General features: G+C 64.2%; 16 protein-coding genes. 7 read left to right on the top strand and 9 right to left on the bottom strand.

The window, feature by feature from the left end; genetic code table 11:
- Positions 1–51 precede the first annotated feature (51 nt).
- From ACQY6T_RS00120 to ACQY6T_RS00080, 9 genes are all read right to left on the bottom strand, one after another.
- Positions 52–1185: a molybdopterin molybdotransferase MoeA gene (locus ACQY6T_RS00120; protein ID WP_428627039.1), complete on the bottom strand. Its 1134-nt coding sequence runs from the start codon at positions 1183–1185 to the stop codon at positions 52–54.
- Positions 1182–1655 (bottom strand): cyclic pyranopterin monophosphate synthase MoaC, encoded by a 474-nt coding sequence (gene moaC / locus ACQY6T_RS00115; RefSeq protein ID WP_428627036.1) that lies wholly within the window; start codon positions 1653–1655, stop codon positions 1182–1184. The genes ACQY6T_RS00120 and moaC overlap by 4 nt, the downstream gene beginning before the upstream one ends.
- A gap of 104 nt (positions 1656–1759) precedes the next feature.
- Positions 1760–2698, bottom strand: a complete 939-nt coding sequence (locus ACQY6T_RS00110) for a homocysteine S-methyltransferase family protein (RefSeq protein ID WP_428627034.1) — start codon at positions 2696–2698, stop codon at positions 1760–1762.
- A gap of 321 nt (positions 2699–3019) precedes the next feature.
- Complete coding sequence (gene trpC, locus ACQY6T_RS00105; protein WP_428627032.1) at positions 3020–3805, bottom strand: indole-3-glycerol phosphate synthase TrpC; 786 nt, start codon at positions 3803–3805, stop codon at positions 3020–3022.
- Positions 3802–4800, bottom strand: coding sequence for an anthranilate phosphoribosyltransferase (gene trpD, locus ACQY6T_RS00100; protein WP_428627029.1), 999 nt, complete (start codon positions 4798–4800; stop codon positions 3802–3804). Before trpD ends, trpC begins: the two co-directional genes overlap by 4 nt.
- On the bottom strand, positions 4797–5387 hold the full coding sequence (locus tag ACQY6T_RS00095; RefSeq protein ID WP_428627027.1) for an anthranilate synthase component II: 591 nt from the start codon (positions 5385–5387) through the stop codon (positions 4797–4799). The genes trpD and ACQY6T_RS00095 overlap by 4 nt, the downstream gene beginning before the upstream one ends.
- 151 nt (positions 5388–5538) lie before the next feature.
- The gene (locus ACQY6T_RS00090; protein WP_428627024.1) at positions 5539–6600 is read right to left on the bottom strand and encodes an alpha/beta fold hydrolase; all 1062 of its coding nucleotides are present in this window, start codon (positions 6598–6600) and stop codon (positions 5539–5541) included.
- A gap of 36 nt (positions 6601–6636) precedes the next feature.
- Entirely contained in the window at positions 6637–8154 is a 1518-nt protein-coding gene (trpE, locus tag ACQY6T_RS00085) for an anthranilate synthase component I (RefSeq protein ID WP_428627021.1), read from the bottom strand.
- Positions 8155–8156: 2 nt separating this feature from the next.
- Entirely contained in the window at positions 8157–10103 is a 1947-nt protein-coding gene (locus ACQY6T_RS00080) for a SurA N-terminal domain-containing protein (protein ID WP_428627018.1), read from the bottom strand.
- A 179-nt stretch (positions 10104–10282) separates the two neighbouring features.
- Between ACQY6T_RS00080 and tpiA the strand changes: the two genes are divergently transcribed.
- From tpiA to ACQY6T_RS00045, 7 genes are all read left to right on the top strand, one after another.
- Positions 10283–11029 (top strand): triose-phosphate isomerase, encoded by a 747-nt coding sequence (gene tpiA / locus ACQY6T_RS00075; RefSeq protein WP_428627015.1) that lies wholly within the window; start codon positions 10283–10285, stop codon positions 11027–11029.
- Positions 11030–11228: 199 nt separating this feature from the next.
- Entirely contained in the window at positions 11229–11675 is a 447-nt protein-coding gene (gene secG / locus ACQY6T_RS00070) for a preprotein translocase subunit SecG (protein ID WP_428628791.1), read from the top strand.
- A gap of 107 nt (positions 11676–11782) precedes the next feature.
- Complete coding sequence (locus ACQY6T_RS00065; protein ID WP_428627013.1) at positions 11783–13414, top strand: CTP synthase; 1632 nt, start codon at positions 11783–11785, stop codon at positions 13412–13414.
- Between the two features lie 30 nt (positions 13415–13444).
- Positions 13445–14128 carry a Crp/Fnr family transcriptional regulator gene (locus tag ACQY6T_RS00060; protein ID WP_428627010.1) on the top strand — a complete coding sequence of 228 codons (684 nt, stop codon included), beginning with the start codon at positions 13445–13447 and terminating at the stop codon, positions 14126–14128.
- A gap of 475 nt (positions 14129–14603) precedes the next feature.
- Positions 14604–15854 carry a lipoprotein-releasing ABC transporter permease subunit gene (locus tag ACQY6T_RS00055; protein WP_428627007.1) on the top strand — a complete coding sequence of 417 codons (1251 nt, stop codon included), beginning with the start codon at positions 14604–14606 and terminating at the stop codon, positions 15852–15854.
- Positions 15847–16524, top strand: a complete 678-nt coding sequence (locus ACQY6T_RS00050) for an ABC transporter ATP-binding protein (RefSeq protein WP_428627005.1) — start codon at positions 15847–15849, stop codon at positions 16522–16524. Before ACQY6T_RS00055 ends, ACQY6T_RS00050 begins: the two co-directional genes overlap by 8 nt.
- Before the next feature lie 31 nt (positions 16525–16555).
- Complete coding sequence (locus ACQY6T_RS00045) at positions 16556–17032, top strand: glutathione peroxidase (protein WP_428627002.1); 477 nt, start codon at positions 16556–16558, stop codon at positions 17030–17032.
- Positions 17033–17142 lie beyond the last annotated feature (110 nt).

Genomic DNA, 17142 nt, shown 5'->3' with positions numbered 1-17142 from the left:
ATGACGACATAGTCTGCCATGTCGCCCGCGTCGCGCGGCGGCGCGGCGATGTCACGGATCAGCAGCGCGTTCGCCGCGGCCAGCGGCAGCGTCATGCCGCTGTCCTGGCCGATGAGGGGGGGTGAGCCGTCCGTTTTCGAGTCGCGCGCGCAGATAGTCGCGGCGCCCGCCGCCGCCGTCCAAGGCCGTCGTTAGCGGCGCCTGATGGATCGCGGGGAGCGGATCGCGCGCGCCAGCGAGGTGGCGGACGAGCGGGAGCAGGAACAGCGTCGCGGTGACGAAGGCCGACGAGGGGTTGCCGGGCAGGCCAAGCAGGACGGCATCGCCGATCGTCCCGGCGATCAGCGGCTTGCCGGGGCGCATCGCGATCTTCCAGAAATCGATGCGGCCGCCCGCATCCAGCAGCGAACCGCGGACATGGTCATGATCACCGACCGAAGCGCCGCCGACGGTGACGATGACGTCGTGACGTCGCGCCAGATCTTTCAAAACCTTGGTTAGTATCGCGCGGTCATCACGGATATGGTGCGGCAGGCTGACGACCGCGGGTTCGCCAGCGAGAAGTGCCGACAGCATCGGGCTGTTGCTGTCGGGGATCTGCCCCGCGGACAGCGGCCGTCCGGCCTGGACGAGTTCGTCGCCGGTGGTGAGGATCGCGACGCGTGCGCGGCGACCGACCGCGAGCTGTTCGGCGCCGCTCATCGCGGCGGCGGCGATCGCCCCCGGGGTCAGGCGGGTTCCTGCGGAGAGCAGGCAATCGCCCGCGGCGAAATCGCTCGCGCGGGCGCGGATATGGCGGCCGCGCGAGCCGGGGCCGTCGCCTGTCAGGGTTAGTGCGGCGCCTTCGGCAGCGACATCTTCCTGCACGATGATGGTGTCGGCGCCTTGTGGAACGATCGCGCCGGTGAAGATGCGCACTGCTTCGCCTGTGCCCACGGCTCGTTCCGGCGCCGCTCCGGCGGCGCTTTCGCCGACGACGGTCCACGGGCCGGGGAGGTCATCGAAGCGGATCGCATAGCCGTCCATGGCCGATAATGGCGCGGCGGGCTGATCGCGCTGGGCGATGACATCATTTGATGTGTAGCGGCCAAAGCATTCGGAAAACGATATTTTTTCGGGAAGCAGCGGGTCGTGCAGCGCCAGCAGCCGCGTCTGCGCCTCTTCGACCGGCAGCGGCGCGCTCATTCGGCGCGCCAGTCGCCCGAACGGCCGCCGCTTTTTTCGAGCAGGCGGATGTCGCCGATCACCATCGCGCGGTCGAGCGCCTTCGCCATGTCGTAAAGCGTCAGCAGCGCGACCGACGCAGCGGTGAGCGCCTCCATCTCGACCCCGGTCGGGCCGGAGGTTGCGGCGGTGGCGGTGACAGCGATGCCTTTGGCTTCCCATGCAAAGTCGACCCCGACTTTGGTCAGCGCCAGCGGGTGGCACAGCGGGATCAGATCGGCCGTTCGTTTCGCAGCCATGATCCCGGCGATGCGCGCGGTCGACAGCACGTCGCCCTTGGGCGCGTTGCCGCCACGGATCGCATTGAGCGCGTCCGCCGACATGGTGATGCGACCGCTGGCAACGGCGCGGCGCTGGGTCACGGGCTTGGCGCCGACATCGACCATGTGCGCGGCGCCGGTGTCATCGAGATGAGTCGGTTTGAGGGTCATGGCGGGAGCGAAGCAAGGTGGCGTGGGAAAGGCAAGGGGAGATAGCGGTGGAGGCGGCTTGGTCGATGCCATCTCGAAAGTCGGCGTTGAGACGGATCACATGCTCATATTGATGGACGCACGTTCCGAGCGATTTCATCGAGGTGAGGCGCCCATGTTCCACAGCAGCCGCCAAGGATATCAATTTGAGGAAAGCGTTGCGCCAAGGCGCCCATGCGTTGGCCGAGGTCAACTGGATCGCCATCTTCGATATGGCCTAACTTGCAGAGGTCGATCTTGTCCTTCGCGCTCGCGTTCGGCCGCAGACTGCGAAGTCTCTTGCTCCAATCGCCCGGTTCAAGTGCGGGTTCGAATTCGATCGGGTGCGAGCAGTTGATGCCGTAGAAATCCGGTCTCGCGTCGCCCGCTTCCTTATCCACCTGTTCGATGGCTTCTTTCAGGCTCGGGCCTGATTTGAGGCGATGGTTGCTGTCCAGCGTAAAGGATATGCCAATCGGCAGACCAATCCGTGCGGCCGCACGCGCGACGCCCAGCGCCTCCGGGACGTTGTTAAAGGTAGCCGCCCAGACAAAATCCACGTTCGCACGTTGGTGCACTTCAAGCTGAAACGCGTGATAATCTTCCGCTTCGTCGGCGGTTATTGTTTGGTTGAGTGAATAGGCGTCGCCACGTGGACCGACCTGACCACCAATCAGAATGGCAGGGATCTGTGCGGCATAAGATCGTGCAACGTCGCGCAGGAAGTCGATCGACTGTTCGATGGCATCGGCGAGCCTGTCGCGTGAATAGCCGAGCTTTGCGCCCCAGTCCGGACTGCCGCGGTAGTCAAGGCCCGAAAGCATCGCGACAAAGCCATGCTCGGCAGCGACGTCGAGCACGCGGCTGTACATATCCTTCAGAGCGGCCATCGCTTGGTCGTTGGCAAGCAACGGATACATGGCAAATTCGGGGAGATCGTAGCCGTGACGATACTGAATCTCGGTCTCTTGGCCGCCTTCGGTCAAATAAAAGATACCGTCGCGATGAGGAGCAAATCCAGCCATTGCCATTTCTCTCTGGTTAAGAGGCAGGAATATATCCGTTTCGTGCCAAAATTTAAAGGATCATCCTGTTTGTCGGTGCCAATCCCGGCAAAGGTTTAAATATCCCCTTTAATCGGTTACTTGGTGTGCGGCGCAATACCGATCACTCGTTTCGATATGGCGCGATGGCCGGAATCGACCAAAGTCTGCCGTCGCTCACCGCGAAGTCGGGGGCGGCTGACGGTTTACGCAGCGGAGCAGGAAAAGGCCGCTTGCGGCCCCCGCCTTCGCGGGTGCGATGATAAAGGGCGAAGGTCCGGTCGCCCACCCCCTAAGGGGACATCAGCCCTCGAGCAGCGCCTTGGTTGCCGCTGTGACGTCAAGCTGGCGCATCAGGCTTTCGCCAACGAGGAAGGTTTTCACGCCGCTGGCCGCGAGGCGCTGGCAGTCGGCGTGGGCGGCGATGCCGCTTTCTCCGACCAGCAGCGTACCCGTGGGAACCAGCTTGGCGAGGCGTTCGGTGACGCCGAGATCGGTTTCGAAGGTGCGCAGGTCGCGGTTGTTGACGCCGATCAGGCGCGATTGCAGCCGGGTCAGCGCGCGGTCGAGTTCGGCCTCGTCGTGGACTTCGACGAGCACATCCATGCCGCGGTCGATCGCGGCGGCCTCGATCTCTTGCATTGCGCCGTCGTCGAGTGCGGCGACGATGATCAGGATCGCATCGGCGCCGATCGCGCGCGCTTCGGCGACCTGCCAGGGGTCGATCATGAAATCCTTGCGCAGCGCGGGAAGGGCGCAGGCGGCACGTGCGGCGACGAGATAATCTTCGTGGCCCTGAAAATAGGGGGCATCGGTCAGCACCGACAGGCAGGCCGCACCGCCTGCTGAATAGGCGCGGGCGTGGTCGGCGGGGTTGAAATCGCCCCGGATCAATCCCTTGGAAGGCGAGGCTTTCTTGATCTCGGCAATTAGAGCGAAGCCGCCCGCGTCGATTTTTGCCTGCAAGGCGGCGTGGAAGCCGCGCACCGGGCCGGCGTCGATCGTGTCGAGGTCGGTGAGCGAGCGCAGCGCGCGGCGCGCGGCGACTTCTTCGGCCTTGGTGGCCAAAATCTGGGTCAGCTTGTTCATTTATAGGCGATCCAGCAGTTGAGGAGCGCGTTGGCGAGCCCCTTGTCGATCGCTTCGGCGGCCTCCTCGACGCCGTCTGTCAGCGTTGCGGCGGCGCCCGCAATGACGAGCGCTTCGGCGGAGTTGTACAAAACCGCATCGCGATAGGCGCCGGGTGTGCCCTGCAGCAGTTCGCGCAGTGCGTTCGCATTGTGCGCCGCATCGCCGCCCCGGATGGCCTCGATCGGGTGGGTCGGCAGATCGGCATCGGCGGCGTGGCTGCGCTGCATGAATACGCCTTCGGCATTGACCACCGCCACCTCGTTGCCGCCCGCGAGCGAGAGTTCGTCGATGCCTTCGTCGCCGGAGACGACGCGCGAATGGTCGGTGCCGAGCCGGTGCAGTGCCTCGGCGTAAACAGGGACATAGCCGGGCCGCGCGATGCCGATCAACTGGCGGGTGACGCGCGCGGGGTTGGCGAGCGGCCCCATCAGGTTGAAGATGGTGCGGCGGGCAAGCTTTTGACGGATCGGCTGGATGCGCTTCATCGCCGGATGGTGGTTGGCGGCGAAGAGGAAACAGATGCCGAGATCGGCGAGGGTGGCTTCGGCAAGGCGCCCCGCGCGCTCCATGTCGAGGCCGAGCACTTCGAGCGTGTCGGCGGCGCCGGATTTTGACGAAGCCGCGCGATTTCCGTGCTTTGCGACAGGTACTTCGCATGCAGCCACGACGATCGCCACGGCGGTCGAGACGTTGAGCGTGTGGTGGCCGTCGCCGCCGGTGCCGCACACGTCGATCGCGCCGACGGGGGCATCGATGGGGAGCAGCCGGTCGCGTAGCGCCTGCGCCGCGGCAGCGATTTCAACCATGGTTTCGCCGCGATCGGACAGCGCGGTGAGGAATTGGGCGATCTCGTCCTCGCTGGTCCGCGCGTCGAGGATGTCGGCGAACGCCTGCGCCGCTTCGTCATGATCGAGCAAATGCGCGGGATCGGGCAGCGGGCCGAAGCGGCTCATGCGGCTTGCCGCGCCGCGACAGGCAGCCCGGCGATGGCCATGAAGTTGGCGAGCATCGCATGGCCATGTTCGGTCGCGATGCTTTCGGGGTGGAACTGGACGCCGTGGATCGGCAGCTCGGCGTGCCGGAAACCCATGACCGCGCCGTCGTCGCTGGTCGCGTTGATGATCAGACAGTCGGGAATATCAACGACTTCCAGGCTGTGATAGCGCGTCGCCTGAAACGGCGAGGGCAGGCCGGCGTAGAGCCCGCTGCCGTCGTGGCACACCGGCGACGTCTTGCCGTGCATCAGATGGCCGCGCTGGACGGTGCCGCCGAAATGCTGGCCGATCGCCTGATGGCCGAGACAGACGCCGAGCAGCGGGCGCTGGGCGTCGGCGCAGGCGGCGACGAGGTCGAGGCTGATCCCCGCCTCGTTCGGGGTACAGGGACCGGGCGAGATCAGGATCGCATCGGCGCCGCTGGCCAGCGCCTGCGATGCGGTCAGCGCGTCGTTGCGCTCGACGCGCACGTCGGCGCCCAGCTCGATCAGATAATGAACGAGGTTGAAGGTGAAGCTGTCGTAATTGTCGATGACGAGGATCATGGGGTGGCCCGTAACGATTTTGGGGTGGCGGGGGAAGGGATAGAAGCTTTTCGACCCGCAAACCAAACTTCGTCATTCCCGCGAAAGCGGGAACCCAGCGCGCGAACGTCGTAACTGGAACCCGCTTTTGTGGGAATGACGATTAGGTGGCTTACCGGGCCATCAGCTTCGCCAGATCGTCTTTCCAGAACTTGGCCCAGGTGTGGGTGCTGTGGCCTTTGGTTTCGGGGCTCGCGGGGATCAGGATGAACCGCGTCGTTTTCATCCGCGCCACTGCCTTTTCGGTGATGCCGTAGGCGGGCGGGTTGATGAAATCATCGGCCGAGTTGATCCACAGCGTCGGGACATTGATCTTTTCGAGATTGGACCAAGGATTATAGGTTCGCGAGCTATCAAGCTGATAAATCACGTCATTGGCGTCATTGCGACCAAAGGTGCGGGCAAAGGCTTCGTCCTTGTATTTCTCGGCCGCCGCGCGCGTCGGATATTGGACCTGCAACGCATAGGGATTGGCGCCCGCGATCATCGAAAGCGCGGCGGCGGTGCGTAATCCCGCGGCGGGCGCTGTGGTATAATTGCCGTCCTGCCACAGCGGATCGGCCTTGATCGCGTCGATCGACAGCGTGCGCCACATCCGGTTCTGCCCCGCAATCTCGACCGGCAAGCATGCAAAAGGGGCGAGTTTTTCGGCGAAACCGGGGTAGGTCTCCCCCCAGACGAAGGCATGCATGCAACCCATGGAAGTGCCAAGGATCAGTTTGAGCTTTTTCACCCCGAGCTTTTCCGTGAGCATCCGGTGCTGCGCGGTGACCATGTCGTCATAGTCATATTTGGGGAATGCCATTCGCATCCCGTCGCTGGGCTTCGACGAGCCGCCGTGGCCGATATTGTCGGGCAGGATGATGTAATATTTCGCGGTATCGAGCAGCTGGCCGGGGCCGAACAGCTCGCCGGCGAATTGCGGCTGGAAAAATTGTTTGCCGGTGCCGCCGGTGCCGTGGAGGATCATGACCGCATTGGTGACATGGCCCTGTTTGTCGCGCTGCGGGGTGCCGAGGGTGGTGTAGTGCATTTTGAGTTCGGGCAGTTTTTCGCCGCTAGTGAAGCTGAAATCCTTGAGGATCGCATCGCCCTCGACGGCGCCTGCAGGGGTTTGGGCGTGGGCAGGAAGGCTGGCAAGCAGCAGGGCGAGCGGGGCAAGAGCTTTGTGCATGGCGGGAAGGCTAGCGCACGCCCGGTTCAGGTCAAGCTATTGCCCATATCCCGGCGTCACGGCCAACCGCACCGCCTCGCGCGCTGCCGCGAACAGCGCGCCGGCCTTGGCTTCGCACTCGCGCTGTTCATAGGCGGGGTCGCTGTCGGCGACGATGCCCGCGCCGGCTTGGACATGCATTTCGCCATCTTTGACGATCGCGGTACGCAGCACGATGCAGCTGTCCATATTGCCGTCGGGAGCAAAATAGCCGACGCCGCCAGCATAAGGCCCGCGGGCGTCGGCTTCGAGTTCGGCGATGATCTGGCAGGCGCGCACCTTTGGGGCGCCGCTGACGGTTCCGGCGGGAAAGCCCGCGAACAGCGCGTCGATCGCGTCCTTGTCGGGGGCGATGCGGCCGATGACGTTCGACACGATGTGCATGACGTGGCTGTAGAATTCGACGGTGTAGCTGTCGGTCACAACGACGCTGCCACCGATAGCCGCTCGCCCGACGTCGTTGCGACCAAGATCTAGCAGCATCAGATGTTCGGCGCGTTCCTTGGGATCGGCGAGCAGCGATTCGCGGTTCTCGACATCTTCGGCGCTGGTGCGGCCGCGCGGCCGGGTTCCGGCGATGGGGCGGATCGTGATCTCGCCATCGCGGACACGCACGAGGATTTCGGGCGACGATCCGATCAAGGCAAAGCCGGGGAGGTCGAGAAAATAGAGGAAGGGCGAGGGATTGATGCGGCGAAGCGCGCGATACAGGTCGAACGGCGGCAGGTCGAACGGGGTCGAGAATCGCTGCGACAGCACGACCTGAAAAATGTCGCCTGCCGCGATATAATCCTTGGCCGCCGCGACCATTGCCGCGAATTGCGCCGGGGTTGTTGCGGCGTTCGGCCCGATGTCGGCGGGCTGCGCGGCGGTGACGGCGCGGTCGGCGTGCGCGCTGGCGCTCGTCAGGCGCGCAGCGATGGTATCGAGGCGGTCCTGCGCCGCCTCGAGCATACGATCGAGCGCACCATCGGCGTCGGGCCAGATCGGCGCGATCAGGAACAATTCGTCGGCGAGGCGGTCGAACACCAGGATCGTCGTCGGGCGCACGAACACCATGTCGGGGAGACCGAGCCCGGCGCCGGGCGCGCGCGGGATGCGCTCGACGAGGCCGATGGTTTCATAAGCGAAAAAGCCGACGAGCGTCGCCAGCGCCTTGGGCAAACCGTCGGGGACGTCGAACCGGCATTCGGCGACGAGGTCGCGTAGCGCCTGGAGCGCAGGAGCGGCGAGGGGTTCGAAAGCCTCGCGGTCCTGGCGCCAGTCGCGGTTGATCCGCGCGGCGTCGCCGGTGACTTCGAACATCAGATCGGGGTCGAGCCCGATCAGACTGTAACGCCCGCGCGTCTCGCCGCTTTCAACCGATTCGAGGACCCAGTCGCCGCGCCCCGGCTCGATTAGCTTGAGCGCCGCCGACACCGGGGTTTCGATATCGGCAATCAGCCGCTGCCACACGACCGCGCCGCGCCCGCCAGCCAAGGCTTCGAGCGCAGCGGCTTTGCCTTCGAGGCTCACGCCTATTCGGCGACCGGCGCGGTGCCGGTGAGTTCTTGGCGCAGCTGTTCGACCAGTTCCTTGTTGATCGTCACCCCGGCGCGGCGCCGGGCTTCGGCGGCGAGTTGTTCGATCAGTTCATTGCCAAAGGCGGGGGCGAGCGGCTGGGCGATCGCGGCGACCCGTTGCGGTTCGATCGACTTCGGATCGGGGCGCTCGACATCGGCGAGCGCGATCACCATCCAGCCGCGATTGCCGGGGATTTCGAGCGTCTTCACGCTGTTCTTTGCCATCGAGAACAGCAACGCGAGTTCGGGCGGCACCGGCTGACCATTCTGGCCAAGTTCGCCGCGGCGCCCACCGATCAGCTGGACACTGCCGATATTGGGTCCCGCGGCGGCCACGGCGGCGCCAAGGGTCTGGCCGCCTTCGACAGCCTTGGCGATCGCGCGGGCTTTGTCACGGGCGACCTTTTGCCCTTGGGCAAAGCGCCAGTCGGACAGCAGGTCGGCGCGAATCTGCGCGAACGGCGGCGGCGCCGCGGCGATGATCGATTTCACCGCATAGACCGCGAATTTCTCGTTCTCGACGAGCGTCGCGAGCTGGCCTTCGCCTTCCGAGCTGCCCTGAAATGCCTGGCTGACCAGCGGTGCGAGTTCGGGAGGCAGCGTGTAGGCGGGCTGGCCGGGAACGCGGCCGCTGGGCAGCAGCGCCGGGGTGGTGCCGAGCGTCAATTTGCGGTCGGCGGCGATTTCTTCGATCGACGCGCCGCTGTTCACGGCGTCCTGAATCATATTGTAATAATCGACGATTGCCTCGTTCGCCTTGTTCTTGGCGAGCTCGGTGCGGATGTCGGGGCTGGCGTCGGCGAGAGTTTTGGCGGGCCGCGCGGTGACGTCCTCGACACGTGCCACGCTCCAGCCGAGGCCGGTCTGAATCGGTCCGATCAAGTCGCCGCGCTTGGCTGCGAAGGCGGTCTTGGCGGCGGCGGCGGTCGCGGTTGCGGCATAGGCCGACTGCGAAAGGTCGCCGGTGGTCGAGGCTGTCAGGCCGGCGGCTTGCGCGGCGGCGGCGAGCGACGTGCCGCCGCGCACCTTTGCCGCGAGCGCGTTCGCGGTCGCCTGGTCGGGGGCGATGACCTGCGCAAAGCGGCGCGTTTCGCTCGCGGCATATTGCGCGGCATTATCCTTATAAACTTTGGCGATTTCGGCGTCGGTGACGGCCGGAACCGGCACGCTGGCGCTATCGAACTGCGCATATTGAATCACCCGCCGCTCGGGCACGGTGAATTTGGCCGCATTTTGCGTGAGATATGTTTTCAGCGCCGCATCGCCGGGATCTGCGGTGGGCGCAAATGGGCTGGCGGGGATGAAGGTCGCCTGGCCGCGGCGCTGTTCGAGCAGGAGCGCGGCATAGGGCTGCGCCATGCCCGTTGCCAGACGCGGCATCGCGCCGATCGGTGCAGCAAGCTGTTCGATCAGCAATTGCTGGCGCAAATCGCGGCGCAGCTGTGTCTCGGTCATACCATTTTCGCGCAGGAAGGATTCGAACCGCGTCTGATCGAAGCTGCCCGACACACCGGCAAAGGCGGGGATGTCGGCGATACGGCCATCGACCAGCCGCTTGCTGACGCCAAAGCCCATCGCGGTCGCCAATTGGTCGAACGCCAGCCCCTCGACCATCTGGTTGAGCACCTGGTCGAGGCCGCCCGATTCGACGAACGCCGCCATCGTCATCCCGGGCTGGTTTTGGCGCGCCTGATTATAGGCCATGCGAACGCGATCGCGCAGCTCGCCAACACCGATTTCCTCGCTGCCGACCTTGGCGACGTTGGCGCCGCCGATCCCGCCGAAGTTCGAATTGCCGGTGACATCGCCGAGCGCAAAGGCGAGGCCAACGAGCACAACGAAAGCCAGGGCGAGGAATTTGCCGATGGTCGACGAGAACATGCGGCGGATGGCAGTAATCATGGGGCGTACAGTCTTTCGGCGGGGCGCAGGGATGCGCGGATCGGCGTTGCTTTAGAGCCGCGATGGCGGTGCATCAAGGCGCGATAAGGGCTTTTCACGGCGACGTCACACCGCTTGCCTATCGCCCTTGCGCGCCGCTAGGGCTTCACCAGCAACCGGAGAGTGGGGGAGGCATAGCAATGGCACGGCGTAAATATGTGGTCGGCAACTGGAAAATGAACGGCGTGAAGGCGTCGATCGCCGACGCGCAGGCGATCTTCGCCGCGGCGGCCAACCATGCCGCGGTCGATGTTGCAATTTGCCCACCGTTCACGCTGGTTGGCGCGCTGGTCGCGGCGGCGCCGGGTGCGGCGGTCGGCGGTCAGGATTGCCACAGCGAGAATTCTGGCGCCTTTACCGGATCGGTTGCGGCGTCGATGCTGGCCGATCTGGGCGCCAGCGTGGTGATCGTCGGGCATAGCGAGCGGCGCGAAGGATGCGGCGAGGGCGATGCCGATGTGCGCGCCAAAGCCGAGGCGGGACTGAGCGCCGGATTGTCGGTCATATTGTGCGTCGGCGAGCCGCGCGAAATTCGCGAATCGGGCGGGGCGATCGATTATGTGCTGGCGCAGATTGCGGGATCGGTTCCCGATGATTTTGCCGCCGACCGGCTGGCGATCGCCTATGAACCGATCTGGGCGATCGGCACGGGGCTGGTCCCGACGGTAGGCGACGTCGCGGCGCTGCATGGTGCGATCCGCGGCGCGCTGGCGGCGCGCTTTGGCGGTGCGGCGGACGATATGCGGATCCTGTATGGCGGATCGGTCAATGGCGACAACGCCGCCGAGTTGCTGCGCGCGGGCGATGTCGATGGGGCGCTGGTCGGCGGTGCGAGCCTGACAGCGGCGAAGTTCGTCCCGATTGTTGCGGCGGCTGCGGGCCTTTAATCGACCGATATTTCCGTTTGCATCGAGCCAAGTCGAGATGCCCCCGACTTTCCGCTGGTCCGACTGGTGCCTCGACTTCGCTCGACGCGAACGGGATAGGAGGCGTGGGCAAAGCATGCTTTGGCTTGAAGCCAAGCCGCTTCATCTCTATGTGCGCCGCGGGCGCGGTCCGTGTGAGGCGGCGCAAGTTCGGGAAAATATGATGTCCAGCCTTTTCACCTTCGTGCTCGTCGTCCAGGCGCTTGTTGCCGCGGCGATGATCGGCGTCATTCTGATGCAAAAGTCGGAAGGTGGCGGCCTGGGTGTCGGGGGCAGCCCTGCAGGCCTGCTTTCGGCGCGCGGCGCGGCGGATTTCATGACCCGGGCAACAACCATCCTGGCGACGCTGTTTGTCGGCCTGTCGATCCTGCTCGCCGCGATGGCCTCGGTCGGTCGCAGCGGGTCCACGATCGACACGTCGCTGTCGAAGGCTGCGCAGACAAGCGGCGCGGCGCCGACGTCGTCGCTGACGGGTCCGGCAGCGCCCGCACAGGGCGCACCCGCCGCCGCTCCTGCCCCGGTGAGCGATGATCCGTTGGCCGCTGCCGCCGCTGCCGCGACGCAAGAAACCGCGCCGCCGCCCGCTCAGGCACCCGCCAAGCAATAATCGGAAGCTTCGGCATCCGGCAAAACCCGCGCGGCGGAAATATTTTCCGCCGTTTGCGATTCGACGGCTTGCGCCGTCCCCCTCCCGTTGAGTAAGTCTTTCCTCCCATGGCGCGGTTCATTTTTATCACCGGCGGCGTGGTCTCCTCGCTTGGCAAAGGTTTGATGGCAGCTAGCCTCGCGGCTTTGTTGCAAGCGCGCGGCTATCGCGTCCGGATTCGCAAGTTCGATCCCTATCTGAACGTCGATCCCGGCACGATGTCGCCGTACCAGCATGGCGAGGTCTATGTGACCGATGACGGCGCCGAAACCGACCTCGATCTGGGCCATTATGAACGCTTTACCGGGGTTGCGGCGCGGCAGAGCGACAATGTGACGTCGGGCCGCATTTACCGCGACATCATCACCAAGGAACGCCGCGGGGACTATCTGGGTGCAACGGTGCAGGTCATTCCGCACGTCACCGATGCGATCAAGGCGTTTGCACGCGCCGAGCTGGACGATCTCGACTTTGTTCTGTGCGAAATCGGCGGCACGGTCGGCGACATCGAATCGCTCCCGTTCATCGAGGCGATCCGTCAACTGCGTAATGAGGAGGGCCGCGACAAGACGCTGTCGGTCCATGTTACGTTGGTGCCGTACATCGCCGCCGCAGGTGAGCTGAAGACCAAGCCCACCCAGCATAGCGTACGCGAACTCGCGTCGCTTGGCGTCCAGCCGGACATTCTGCTGTGCCGCTGCGAACGCCCGTTGCCCGATGGCGAGCGCGCCAAGATCGCGCAATTCTGCAACGTGCGAAAGGAAGCGGTGATCCCCGCGCTCGACGCCGACAGCATCTATTCGGTGCCGGTGCAATATCATGGCGAAGGCCTCGACGGCGAAGTGCTGCGCCATTTTGGCCTCGTTGACGCTCCGGCACCCGACCTGTCGCGCTGGTACGACATCATGGATCGCAAACAGCATCCCGAGGGTGAGGTGACCATCGGCGTCGTCGGCAAATATGTGTCGCTGCCTGATGCCTATAAATCGCTGAACGAAGCGCTGGTCCATGGCGGCATGGCGCACCGTGTGAAGGTCAATATCCGCTGGCTCGACGCCGAAATGTTCGAGCGCGACGAAGATCTGGCCGCCAATCTGGAACCGCTGCACGGCATTCTAGTCCCCGGCGGGTTCGGCGAGCGCGGGTCCGAAGGCAAGATTTCAAGCGTGCGCTTTGCCCGTGAGCGCAACGTACCATTTTTCGGCATCTGTCTGGGGATGCAGATGGCATGCATCGAAGGCGCGCGGAACACGAGCGGCATTGCCGATGCGTCAAGCACCGAATTTGGCAAAACAGACGAGCCGGTTGTTGGTCTGATCACCGAATGGATGAGCGCCGAAGGGTTGCAACAGCGCGGCGCCAATACCGACATGGGCGGCACGATGCGGCTGGGCGCCTATGAGGCCAAGCTGTCGCCGAACAGCCATGTCGCGAGCGTTTATGGCGCGAACGACATCAGCGAGCGCCACCGTCACCGGTACGAGGTCAATGGCGCCTATCGCGAAAGCCTCGAAAAGGGCGGTCTGGTCTTTTCAGGCATGTCGCCCGATGGCATGTTGCCGGAAATCGTTGAGCGGCCGGACCATCCGTGGTTTATCGGGGTTCAGTTCCATCCGGAGCTCAAATCAAAGCCCTTCGACCCGCATCCGTTGTTCGCGGGCTTCATCGAAGCGGCGGTCAAGCAGAGCCGGCTGGTCTAAGCGGCGGTCGCATAAAGGGGTTTTAGGGGCATGGATCACGCGAAACTTGCCGAATTGCAGGGCCCTGACAGTATCTTTTCCGGCCTGTCGATTCAGGATTGGGCCGACCTCGCCGGCCGCGCAGTGCAGGTGAATTTCACCAAGGGCAAAGAGATTTTGAGCCAAGGCGATGCGGGCGACAGCCTGTTGATCCTGACCGAAGGCACTGCGAGGGTGTCGATGCTGACCGCGGGCGGGCGGGAGATTGTGCTCGCTTACGCCGAACCCGGCGCGGTGCTGGGCGAGATCGCGCTGTTAGACGGCGGCGAACGCACCGCATCGGTGGTCGCCACCAGCGCCGGCGTCGCGCTCCAGCTCGGCCGCAATGCGCTGCGCGATTTTGCCGCGAGCCATCCCGACTTCGCCTGGTCGCTGATGCAACAGCTCGCACGGCGGCTGCGCACCGCCGACCAGACGATCGAAAGCGACCGCGCCTATGCGTCGGGTCCGCGGCTCGCGCGCTATCTTAAACGCTTGATTCGCAAGGACGTCGAGGCGTCGCATCGCGTCGAGCTGAGCCAGACCGAGCTAGGCAATTTCGCAGGCATGAGCCGCGAGCACATCAACCGCCAGCTGAGGAGCTGGGAGGAATCGGGGGTCATCTCGCTCGAACAGGGACGGGTGCGGGTGCTCGATACCGATATGCTGGAGGATATCAGCGAGAGCGAGGGGTAGAAGGCGGCCGAAGCCGACCCTGTCCTCATCGTCATCCCGGACTTGATCCGGGATCCACTGCCGCGCTGAAGTCGTGGATCCCGGATCAAGTCCGGGATGACGAATGGGATTAAGGGCATTTGCGACGCTTAGCGTCGGAATCACAACGCCCGGGCCTCTTGCGAAACCCGGGCGCGTGTTGACGAACACCGCCATCCCCTTTTGTTGCAAACCCGGCGAAAGGCCTGCACTCCCTGAAACCGGGCCTTGGGCCGCTTGATCCAGAAGTCATCGGGCTAGGCGCAAGGGCGCGGTTTGTCACGCTGTGGAAGCCGTTCGGCGGCCGTTTTGGCCGCTGCTGTGGCCGATGGGCAACATATTCTGCGACTCGGTCGCAAGATGACGTCATGCCAGCGGCCATTGCCAGCCGCGCCGCTGCTGCTTAAAGCGGCGCCATGCGTGTCATTTCCCATGCGCCGCAAAGGCCCATCGCCCCATGATCCTGCGTCCTTACGAACGCACCATCTTCAAACGCTATATGCTTCCGCAGCGCGGCGAAGGGTTCATCTTTGTCGCGGCGGCGTTCAGCTTTATGGCGGTCACGCTCGGCGTTGCCGCGCTGGTGATCGTGATGAGCGTGATGAACGGGGTCCGCGCCGACCTGTTCGACAAGATCGTCGGGCTGAACGGCCATGCGGTGGTGCAGGGGTTCGGCGGGCGGATCGACAACTGGCAGGACGTATTGAAACAGGCGAGGGCAACGCCCGGCGTCGTTTCGGCCACGCCGCTGATCGAGCAGCCTCTGCTCGGTACCTTCAGCGGACGCGTCGAGGGAATTTTGGTGCGCGGGATGCTGGTGCCCGACATCCGCAAGAACGAGACGCTGAATGGCAAGGTGCTGCAAGGCAGCCTGAATACGCTGACCCCCGGATCGGGCAATATCGCGATCGGTAGCGAGCTGGCGCGCAACCTGGGGGCCACCGTCGGGTCGAACCTGACGATCATCAATCCCGCAGGCCGGTCGACACCATTCGGCACCGTGCCGCGCGAAATCAGCTATCGCATATCGGCGATTTTCGAGATCGGCGTTTATGATTTCGATAAGGCCTATGTCGTGATGCCGATGGAGGACGCGCAGCTGTTGCTGCTGACCGGTGATCAGGTCCAGATGATCGAGATCAAGACGACCGACCCCGACAAGGTCGGTGAGATATTGAAACCGCTTGCCGAAAAGGTGGCGGCGCAGGCGGTCGTTTCCGACTGGCGGTCGATGAACGCCAGCCTGTTCGAGGCGCTGTCGATCGAGCGCGTGGCGATGTTCGTGATCCTGTCGCTGATCGTTTTGGTCGCCGCGTTCAACATCGTGTCGTCGCTGATCATGCTGGTGCGCGCCAAGACGCGCGACATGGCGATCCTCCGCACGATGGGGGCGCCGCGCGACGCGGTGCTGCGCATCTTCATGGCGATCGGCCTGTCGATTGGCATCGCGGGGACGTTGATGGGCATGGCGTTCGGTTTTGGCCTGCTTTATTTCCGCGCCGGCGTACTCCGCGGGGTTGAGTTCCTGACCGGGCAGCCGCTCTGGGATCCGTCGATCCGTTTCCTGACCGAATTGCCGTCGAAACCCGATCCGTTCGAGATTACCGGCATCGCGTTGATGGCCGTCGTCTTCAGCTTCCTCGCGACGCTGTATCCGGCGTTCAAGGCAGCGAACACCGATCCGGTACAGGTGCTGCGGTATGAGTGACATGATCCTGGAACTGACCGCGCTCAAGCGCAGCTTCACGCAGGGTGAGGTGACGATCGACGTCCTGCGCGGCGTCGATGCGCATCTGAAGCGCGGCGAGATCGTTGCGCTGCTCGGCCCGTCGGGATCGGGCAAGTCGACGATGTTGCAGGCGGTCGGGCTGCTCGAAGGCGGGTTCGACGGGACGATCCGCATCGACGGCGCCGACGTGACTCAATATGATCAAGGCGAGCGGACGAAGACGCGGCGCGAAAAGATCGGCTTTGTCTATCAATTCCATCATTTGCTGCCTGATTTCAATGCGATCGAGAATGTGATCTTGCCGCAGCTGATCCGAGGGACGGCGCAGCGCGACGCCGAGGAACGCGCCGCTGAGCTTCTCGGCCGGTTGGGACTTGGCGAGCGATTGCAGCACAAGCCCAGCAAGCTGTCGGGCGGCGAGCAGCAGCGCGTCGCGGTGGCGCGCGCGCTGGCAAACCGACCGATGCTGGTTCTGGCGGACGAGCCGACGGGTAATCTGGATGAGGCGACCGCTGACCGGGTATTCGACCAGTTCGTCAGTCTGGTGCGCGATCATGGCTCGGCAGCGCTGGTCGCGACGCATAACGAGCGGCTGGCGGCGCGGATGGATCGCGTGCTGCGCTTGCACGACGGGCGGATAGAGGCGTAGGCTGCGGCCTTGATCGACAGGGGATGGACTAATGGCACTTTACGATCTTTCGGCGCCGCTGCCCGGTGGGGCGAGCCAGTCGATGGCGGATTATCGCGGCAAGGTGCTGCTGATCGTCAACACCGCGTCGAAATGCGGTTTCACCCCGCAATATGAGGGGCTGGAGGAACTGTACCGCGATTACAAAGACCGCGGGCTCGAGATCCTGGCGTTTCCTTGCAACCAGTTCGGTGCTCAGGAGCCAGGCGATGCGGCTGAAATCGCGAATTTCTGTTCGCTGACCTACGACGTCAGCTTTCCGGTGATGGCGAAGATCGACGTGAATGGCGATGCCGCTGATCCGATCTTCAAGCATCTGAAGAAGGAAAAGACCGGCTTGCTCGGCAGCGGGATCAAATGGAATTTCACGAAGTTCCTGGTCGGGCGCGACGGCAAGGTGGTGTCGCGCCACGCGCCGACGACGAAACCGGAGCAGCTCAGAAAAGAGATTGAGGAATTGCTGGGGTAACTTCGCAAAACTCGTCATTGCGAGCGAAGCGAAGCAATCTCCAGCCATCGTTTATTGGCCACGATAGCTGGAGATTGCCGCGTCGCCCCGGATCAAGTCCGGGGCTCCTC

It is taken from the genome of Sphingopyxis sp., from assembly GCF_965279725.1.
Taxonomy (GTDB): domain Bacteria; phylum Pseudomonadota; class Alphaproteobacteria; order Sphingomonadales; family Sphingomonadaceae; genus Sphingopyxis.
The sequence above is the reverse complement of the archived record's forward strand: the minus strand, read 5'-3'. Positions and strand labels throughout refer to the sequence as shown.